Source organism: Longimicrobium sp. (genome assembly GCF_036387355.1).
GTDB lineage: Bacteria > Gemmatimonadota > Gemmatimonadetes > Longimicrobiales > Longimicrobiaceae > Longimicrobium.
This window is the reverse complement of record NZ_DASVTX010000417.1, coordinates 1-7,679: the sequence shown is the minus strand read 5'-3', so window position 1 is coordinate 7,679 and position 7,679 is coordinate 1. Positions and strand designations below refer to the sequence as shown.

Genomic DNA, 7,679 nt, shown 5'->3' with positions numbered 1-7,679 from the left:
CGTGCGTGTCCACCACCACCCCCTCCGCCATGCCAAAGCCCACGCCCAGCACCACGTTGGCCGTCTTTCTCCCCACGCCGGGCAGCGCGGTGAGCGCGTCCAGGTCCGCCGGCACCACGCCGCCGTGCCGCTCCTGCAGCGCGCGCCCCAGCCCGATGAGCGATTTTGCCTTGTTGCGAAAGAAGTTGAGCGTCCTGAGGTGCTCTTCCATCTCGTCCTGCGACGCCGCCGCATAGTCCGCCGCGGTTCGAAAGCGGGCGAATAGCGCGGGGGTGGCGCGGTTCACCGCCGCGTCGGTGCACTGCGCGCTGAGCACCGTGGCCACCACGAGTTGCAGTTCATCCTGGTAATCCAGCGAGCACCGGCTGTCCGGGTACAGCACCGCCAGTTCGGCCAGGATGGCGGACAGGCGTTCACGGCGCGCTTTTCTGCTTTCTCTCGGCAAACCAGTTCTCCAGGCGGTCCAGCTCCCACGTGTTCAACACCTGCGGCGCGGCGATCCACGCCTTGCGCGCCACGTTCACCCCGAACATCACGTTCCCCAGCGCGCCCACGGAGTGCGCGTCGGGGTTGATGGGGACCAGCACTCCCTTTTCCGCCGCATACCGCGCGTTGCGCCAGTCCACGTCCAGCCGGTTGGGATCGGCGTTGATCTCCACGCACACCCCGTTTTCCGCCGCCGCGTCAATCACCGCGCGCACGTCCACCGCGTAGCCGTCGCGCTTGAGCAGCAGGCGGCCGGTGGCGTGGCCCAGAATGGTGATGCGGGGGTGCGACACGGCGCGGATGAGCCGGTCTGTCATTTCGCGCTCCGGCATCTGAAAGCCGGAGTGCACGCTGCCCACCACGTAGTCGAAGCCGGCGAGCACGTCGTCGTCGTAGTCCAGACGCCCGTCGGCCAGGATGTCGCTTTCCACGCCCTTGAACAGGCGAAAGCGCTTCTTGCCGCGGCCTCCGTGCTCCGCGTTCCACGCGTCGATCTCGCGGTGCTGCTTGCGGACGGCGGCGGGCGACAGGCCGCCGGCGTACCCGGCGGACTGCGAGTGGTCGGCGATGCCCAGGTAAATCCAGCCGCGCTCGCGGGCGCCCTCCGCCATCTCGGCCAGGGTGGCGCGGCCGTCGGAGTACGTGGTGTGGCAGTGAAAGGTGCCGCGCAGGTCCTCCGCCTCCACCAAGGCCGGCAGGGTGCCCGCGGCGGCGGCCTCCACCTCGCCCCATCCCTCGCGCAGTTCCGGCGCGACCCACGCCAGCCCGAGCGCCTTGTACACCGCCTCCTCGTCCGGGGTCGCGACGGCCTTCTTGCCCCGGAACAGCCCGTCCGCACCAAAGCGCAGCTTCTTTTTCTCCCCGACCGCTGCGAGCTGCGCGAGGTGTTCGGCGCTTCCCGTTTCCCACACCAGCGCGGCGCCGAAGCGCTCGGGCGGCACGCAGGCCAGGCGCGCGAGCAGGCCGTCCGCCAGGCGCACCTCGGCGGGCGCGTCGGCGGCGGAGGCGTCGGGGGTTTCAGTGCCCTGGATGGCGCGAAAGGCGGCGAGGACGCTCACCGGATCTTCCGACGCGGCCACCAGGTCCAGGCAGTCCACCACCTCCAGCCGGCGGCGGATCTGCCCCGCGGCGCTCACGCGAATGACGCCGGGGAGCGCCTCCACCAAGTCCAGCAGCCCGGACGCGGATTCCACCGCCTGGTAGTAGCGGCGCCGGCCGCGCAGCGAGCGCGCAAAGGCGACGCCTTCCAGGATCTTCTGCTCCGTCTTGGGGCCGAACCCGGGGAGCGTGGCGATGCGCCCCACCGATGCCGCCTGCTCCAGCGCGTCCAGGCTGTCGATCCCCAGATCGGCGTAGAGCGTGCGGATGCGCTTGGCCCCCAGCCCCTTGATCCGCATCATGTCATACAGCCCCACCGGCGTCTGCGCCCGCAGTTCCTCCAGCATGGCCGACGTGCCGTTGGCCAGCAGTTCCTCCAGCACGGAGGCGATCCCTTCGCCCACGTTGGGCAGGGTGCGCAGGCGTCCCTGTGCGGCCAGCGCGGGGAGGTCGGCGGCGGAGGTCTCCAGCGAGCGGGCGGCGGTGCTGAACGCCTTGGCGCGGAACGGGTTGCCGCCCACCACCTCCAGCAGCATGGCGATTTCGGCCAGCACCGCGCCGGCTTCGCGCGCCGTCATGCGGCGGGCGCGCCGAAGCGCACGCGCAGAAAGTCCATGCGCGACAGCGGCACGGAATCCGGACGATCCGTGGCGCGGCGCTCCGAGGCGGGCTCCAGATTCACGTCGCCCGGGTTTTCGCCGATGTACCACGCGGCGAGGGCGATCAGCTTGAGCGCCTCGCTGGTGGTGAGGATGGAGTACAGCCCGGCCATCTCGCCGCCAGGGAGCACGTTTTCAAAGTCGCGCCCCTCCTCGCGCCCCGGCTCCGCCCACACCGCGGGAATGCCGGCGCCCACCTCCGCATCAAAGGGGATCACGCTGAAGCCCGGCCGGTTGCGGTGGATGCCGAGCACCATCAGCCCCTGCAGGTCGACAAAGGACTGCCCGCGCGCGTCCCGCTTGTCGGAGAGGGTGACAAAGAAGCCGTCCACCGGCTCCGGCGGCAGTTCCGGGTGAATGCTGGCCCAGAACAGGTTGGCGGGAAGCTGCAGGTAGAACGCCGGTTCGGGCGCTCGGAACGCCCACTCCGCCAGCCGCGGGGACGACTCCACCAGGTAGCGCGCGACGGGCGCGTCCAGCACGTACGTCCGCCGGCCGGCGCGCCAGAAGTTGAACGCGTGATAGAAGAGGGCGCGGTATTCATCCAGCATTTCCGCGGGCGCGTCCTCCGGGATGATGTCGCGGATGGCGTCGCCCGCCTGGCCCAGAAAGGTGAAGCGCTCGCGCTGCGCCGGGTCGTCGCCGCGCTCGGCGGCTTCCGCGTCGATGGCGGGAAACACGCGCGTCTCAAAGTCGCCCTGCAGAAACGCCAGTTCGTACGGCGTCAGCCGCGCCGGCCCCGGGGCCCCCTCCCCCACCTTCTTCGCTTCATCCGCCACGCGCGCACTCCCTCTATCCAGATTCGCGAAACGCTTCACCCGGGCAACTTACCGGGGCGCGCGGCCCTCCCGCCAGCAACGGACCTCACCACGCGGCGGCGGTGTCGCGCGGCGCGGGGGCTGGATAGCGGTGGGTGTCGATGAGGTCGGTGAAGCCCACGAAGAACGAGAGCCCGCCGATGATGCCGGTGTACGCGGCGAGGAACGGGTGGTCGCTTTCCTTGAGCCGGTAGGCGCCGTACAGGATCGCTGCGCCCAGGGCCATGAAGCTGAGATCGCCGCTCGTGCCCCACACCGGGCCGCGCTGCGCGAGCCTTTCGGAGGGCGTGGGCTGTGCGCCGAACTGGACGTGGAGCGAGGGCTGCGCGGCACTGCTGTCGCGCGCAGGGAGCAGCAGAGGCACGCGCCGCTGCGCCTGCGCCCCCGCCGGCGCGAGCAGCACGACCCCGAGCGCGACCACGGCCACGCACGTCCGAACCCGGTCGAGTGAAAGCAAAAGGCGCATCATGAGTCCTGGGAGATGGTTGATGAAGGGAGTCGCACGTCGGGGAACGCCGGCGGTTCCTGTCATGGCGGCGATGGGGCCGAGAGCACGGCACCGCGCTCGCCGGGGATGACAACTGATTGCACAGCAGCCGGTTACGCGCGATACCTGTCATCCTGAGCGGAGCGCCGCACCGACTTATCCGCCGCGTCGCATTGTGGCGCGGAGTCGAAGGATCTACCTGCCGCCGAGCCAATGTCGCGACAAGCACGCCCGTTCTCACGGGCATGGCAGAGCCTTCGTCGGCGCCAGAGCCGGTGCACGGGCAGGTGCCTCCGGCACCCCCTCAGAATGACAAGTTGTTGTGCCTCAACGGATTACGCCGGCACCTCCACCCGCATCGCCGGGGCGGAACCAGTCGCCGGGGGCGACGGTCCACTCGGTGACGGCGGGATCGGCGCGGGTGAACAGGGAGCGCAGCGATTCCCAGAACCCGATCCGCCGCACGAGCACCACCGCCACGTCGCGCCGACCTCCCTCATCATACCCGTCCAGGTACAGAAAGCACACGTCCCCGACTTCGTCCGGCACGGGAAGCACCACGCGCTCGCCCGCGATCACCGCCTCGATCCCCCGCTCCGCATCCAGCGCGCGCGGATCGACGGCCACCTCTACGAAGACGTCCTCATCCACCTCCCACGCGAACTCCTCCAGCGGCTCGCCGCCGCGGTAAAAGAACGGGTCAAAGGGCAGCCCGTCGCGCCGCTTGAAGTTTTCGTCCGCGGCGTAGTCGTAGTCCTCCAGCGCGTCCTCGTCCGCGGCGGACTCACGGTGGTGGCGGATTTCGTGGGTCAGCGTCTCCCACAACTCGCCTTCCCAGTCGAACTCCTCATCCCCATCCGCCAGCGCGCGGAACGATCCGTAAAAGAGGCGCACCTCCGAGCGCGCGGGCTGCAGCAGTCCGTCATCCACCACGTCCAGCTCGCCCGTGGCGCACTCGCCCATCGTATACACGCCCGGAAGCTCCGGATGCGGCACTGTGTCGCGCAGCACGGCTACCTCCTCCACCCCGCCGCGCAGGTCCGCGGGAATGGTGGCGAACATCTCCCACGCGCGGCGCTCGAACTCAGCGAACGTCATCGCCCGAACTGCGCTCGCGGTGCAGAACCGTGCGCCGCGCGGCCAGAAACAGGCCCAGCACCAGCCCCAGCCCCCACGACCGCGCGTCGTTCCACACCGCCAGCTTGAACCACGTCGCGGACCCGGCGAGCGCCAGCACGAGCAGGCGATACGGCAGCGAGCGCGTGGTGAGCGCGCTGTACACGTAGAACACCATGTGCCCCGACCAAGGCACCGCCGGCCCCGTGACCCGCAGCGCGCTCGCCGCGACGGCCGCAAGGTCCATGGCCAGCGGGCCGCGCCCGTGCGCGCCGGGGTCGCGCAGCCGCAGGCGCAGCCAGAGAAAGAACGCCAGGAAGCACGGCGCCGTGTAGAGCGCCAGAAACACCTTGCCGTCGCGCCCGTCCACGCCGAGCGCGGCCATGGCGGTGAGCAGGGGAACGGCGACGGCGGCACCGAGCAGGGCGCGGTCCAGCCAGGCCCGGCGCGCGGGAGTGAGAACGGTCACGGACGGTGCGGAGGGAGGGTGCGCAAAGGCGCGGCCCGGAAACCCGGACCGCGCCCTGGATGGATCATGAGGCGTGCGCGGCCTAGTCCAGCTCGTCCACGCTGCTGACGATGCGCTTGACCAGCCCGTACTCCACCGCCTGCTCGGCCGAAAGCCAGAAGTTGCGGTGCGTGTCCTTTTCAATGCGCTCCAGCGGCTGCCCGGTCTCGCGCGCAAAGATCTTGTTGATGCGCTCGCGCATCTTGACGATTTCCGCGGCTTCGATGGCGATGTCGGCCGCGGTGCCGCCCGCGCCGCCCGCGGGCTGGTGCAGCAGAAAGCGCGTGTTGGGCAGACAGAAGCGCTGCTCCAGCGGCGCCGCCACAAAGATCAGCGCGCCCGCGCTGGCCACCCACCCGGTGCCGATCATGCGCACCGTGGGCTTGATGAAGCGGATGACGTCGTGGATGGTGTCGCCCGACTCCACGTGCCCGCCCTGCGAGTTGACGAACAGGTTGATGGGCTTGTCGCTGTCCGCCGACATGGCCAGCAGCTGCCCGATGATATTGCTGACCAGCTGCTGGTCGATCCCGCCGCTGATGATGAGCGTGCGCGACTTGAACAGCCGCTCGCGGATTCCTTCGGTGAGCGCGTTGGGCCGCTCCGAAGGGGTTTCCTGCTCCGGCTCGTTCTCGTCCTGATCGTCGTCCTGATTCCTCATCCCGGATCCCCGTAACGTTTGGCGTGTCGCGGACGCGCGTCCCTGCGGCGGCATGGTAGCGGTCGCGCGCGCGTGGCGAAAGGGCGGGCGCCGGTTCCGCCGCGCGTTCAGGGCGCGGCGGGAAGCAGGCGCGTCACCCACAGTCCCGAGTGCACGTCCGTCGCGAAAACCAGACCGTTGTGCGCCATGGCCGCCCAGGTGACGGAGAGTTCGGGCACGGCCGAGCGCTCGTCGCGCGTGGGGAGCACCGCCAGTTCCCCGTCGCGCAGCCGCGCGGGGAGCGCGGCGGACAGGTCCAGCGCGCGCAGCCCGCCGTTGTTGGTGGCGATGTACAGCCGGTCGTCCGCGGCCCAGAAGCGGTTGATGCCGCGCCCCGGCACGTCGTACCACGCCACCTCGCGCGGCGACTCCGGCCGGGTGACGTCGAACACGTGCAGCCGCCCGCCGATCTCCATGGGCCGCGCCGGGTCCGCGCCCGGCGGCACGATGGCGTCGCCCACGAACACGTACTTCTGCCCCGCGCGGGTGGTGTAGGGGAAGACCGCGTTGGTGTTGCCGTAGCGCTGGCGGATGTACTCCGTCTGATACCGCGTCTGTGACACCACGCGCGGCCGATTGGGAGTGCCGCCGGCCACACCGCTCCCCACGTCCAGCACAACAAAGCCGTCGTTCCAGTACGCCAGGTACGCCAGCCCGTCCCGTACCTGCACGTCGGCCAGAAAGCGGCTGCCGGGCTCCACGTTGTCGCCCACCGGCGCGCCCCACCGCCCGATCACCCGCGCGTCCCGGGGGTTGGTGACGTCCAGCACCGCCAGTTCCCCCGTGCCCAGGTCCGAGGCGTACAGCCGGTTGCCGTCCAGCCACACGGCCTCCACCCCGGCGCCCAGCGACTCCCAGTACTGCCCGGCGGGGCGCGGATGGGCGGGATCCGTGAGATCCAGAAACACGACGCCGTTGCGCCGGCTGCTGGCGCCGCGCCGCCCCAGCACCGCCAGCGTTCCCGCCTGGTTGACGGCGACGTCGCTGATGGCGCCCGCGTCCACCATCACCGAATCCGTCATCACGGGCGCCGCGGGGTCGCTGACGTCCCAGATGAAGAGCGTGCTTCCCACGCAGCGGGCGCAGCTTCCGTTCGTACCCGTGTAGACGTAGTCGCGCCCGTTCACGCCGCGGAACGCCCACAGCTCGGTGGACTTCATGTGCGTCACGGGCCCGCGGCCCACCACCTCGAAGCGGGCGGGATACTTCGCGGGATCGGCGTCCTGCACCACGGTGACGCTCCCCGCGCTACTGGGGCGCGGGCGGCGCTGCGCCTCCGCGGGAGCGATGGCGAGCAGCGCCGCGGCGGCGCACGAAAGGGTCAGGGCAGGGTTTCGCATGGGTGCGGCCGGGGTGCGCGGGAGACGGCGTGGCGAAGACGGACGACGGGATGCAACGATCAGGCGCGCGATTCCTTGACGCAGAACCGAAACGGATTTCGCGCGGCGCGGCGCGACTTGGCACTTGGCGCATCGGATTCGTCACATCAGCCGCACCGGCACCCGTCGAGTGGCTCGGACTTCGAGCGTCATTCTGAGGGAGGCGCCACGCCGCACCATCCGTCACACCATACTCTGGCGCCGACCGAAGAATCCCGCGCCAACGTGTCCGATGCACGCCCGGTTGCGCGCCGCGCTCGGACGCGGCGGGTGCCGCGGGAGAGGGTGGAGCACGCCACGCCGGTCTGCGGCGCCGCGGATGCTTCGGTCCGGGATTCTTCAGTCGCGCATGAACGCGGTGCCGGGGAAAGCGCGGCGCACGCTCCTTCAGAATGACGCCCCGGCGCCGAGGTGGGCGGCAGGATACC

Annotated in this window: 8 protein-coding genes; all 8 read right to left on the bottom strand. The window is 70.5% G+C overall.

Going from position 1 to position 7,679, the window contains the following annotated elements:
* Positions 1–445: endonuclease III (locus VF665_RS18330; protein ID WP_331054901.1), on the bottom strand; the 445-nt coding region annotated here is incomplete at its 3' end.
* Positions 414–2,162 carry a DNA polymerase/3'-5' exonuclease PolX gene (gene polX / locus VF665_RS18325; protein ID WP_331054900.1) on the bottom strand — a complete coding sequence of 583 codons (1,749 nt, stop codon included), beginning with the start codon at positions 2,160–2,162 and terminating at the stop codon, positions 414–416. The genes VF665_RS18330 and polX, both read right to left, overlap by 32 nt.
* On the bottom strand, positions 2,159–3,022 hold the full coding sequence (locus tag VF665_RS18320) for a hypothetical protein (RefSeq protein ID WP_331054899.1): 864 nt from the start codon (positions 3,020–3,022) through the stop codon (positions 2,159–2,161). Before VF665_RS18320 ends, polX begins: the two co-directional genes overlap by 4 nt.
* A gap of 85 nt (positions 3,023–3,107) precedes the next feature.
* Entirely contained in the window at positions 3,108–3,527 is a 420-nt protein-coding gene (locus VF665_RS18315) for a hypothetical protein (RefSeq protein ID WP_331054898.1), read from the bottom strand.
* Between the two features lie 348 nt (positions 3,528–3,875).
* The gene (locus VF665_RS18310; protein ID WP_331054897.1) at positions 3,876–4,646 is read right to left on the bottom strand and encodes a hypothetical protein; all 771 of its coding nucleotides are present in this window, start codon (positions 4,644–4,646) and stop codon (positions 3,876–3,878) included.
* Positions 4,633–5,133 (bottom strand): hypothetical protein, encoded by a 501-nt coding sequence (locus VF665_RS18305; protein WP_331054896.1) that lies wholly within the window; start codon positions 5,131–5,133, stop codon positions 4,633–4,635. The genes VF665_RS18310 and VF665_RS18305 overlap by 14 nt, the downstream gene beginning before the upstream one ends.
* Positions 5,134–5,215: 82 nt before the next feature.
* Entirely contained in the window at positions 5,216–5,833 is a 618-nt protein-coding gene (locus tag VF665_RS18300; protein WP_331054895.1) for an ATP-dependent Clp protease proteolytic subunit, read from the bottom strand.
* A gap of 107 nt (positions 5,834–5,940) precedes the next feature.
* Positions 5,941–7,212, bottom strand: coding sequence for an LVIVD repeat-containing protein (locus VF665_RS18295; protein ID WP_331054894.1), 1,272 nt, complete (start codon positions 7,210–7,212; stop codon positions 5,941–5,943).
* Positions 7,213–7,679 lie beyond the last annotated feature (467 nt).

What these genes read in the sequence shown, in the direction of transcription:
- VF665_RS18310 (WP_331054897.1), bottom strand. Translation starts at nt 4,646, where the DNA reads ATGACGTTCGCTGAGTTCGAGCGCCGCGCGTGGGAGATGTTCGCCACC.
- VF665_RS18315 (WP_331054898.1), bottom strand. Translation starts at nt 3,527, where the DNA reads ATGCGCCTTTTGCTTTCACTCGACCGGGTTCGGACGTGCGTGGCCGTG.
- polX (WP_331054900.1), bottom strand. Translation starts at nt 2,162, where the DNA reads ATGACGGCGCGCGAAGCCGGCGCGGTGCTGGCCGAAATCGCCATGCTG.
- VF665_RS18295 (WP_331054894.1), bottom strand. Translation starts at nt 7,212, where the DNA reads ATGCGAAACCCTGCCCTGACCCTTTCGTGCGCCGCCGCGGCGCTGCTC.
- VF665_RS18300 (WP_331054895.1), bottom strand. Translation starts at nt 5,833, where the DNA reads ATGAGGAATCAGGACGACGATCAGGACGAGAACGAGCCGGAGCAGGAA.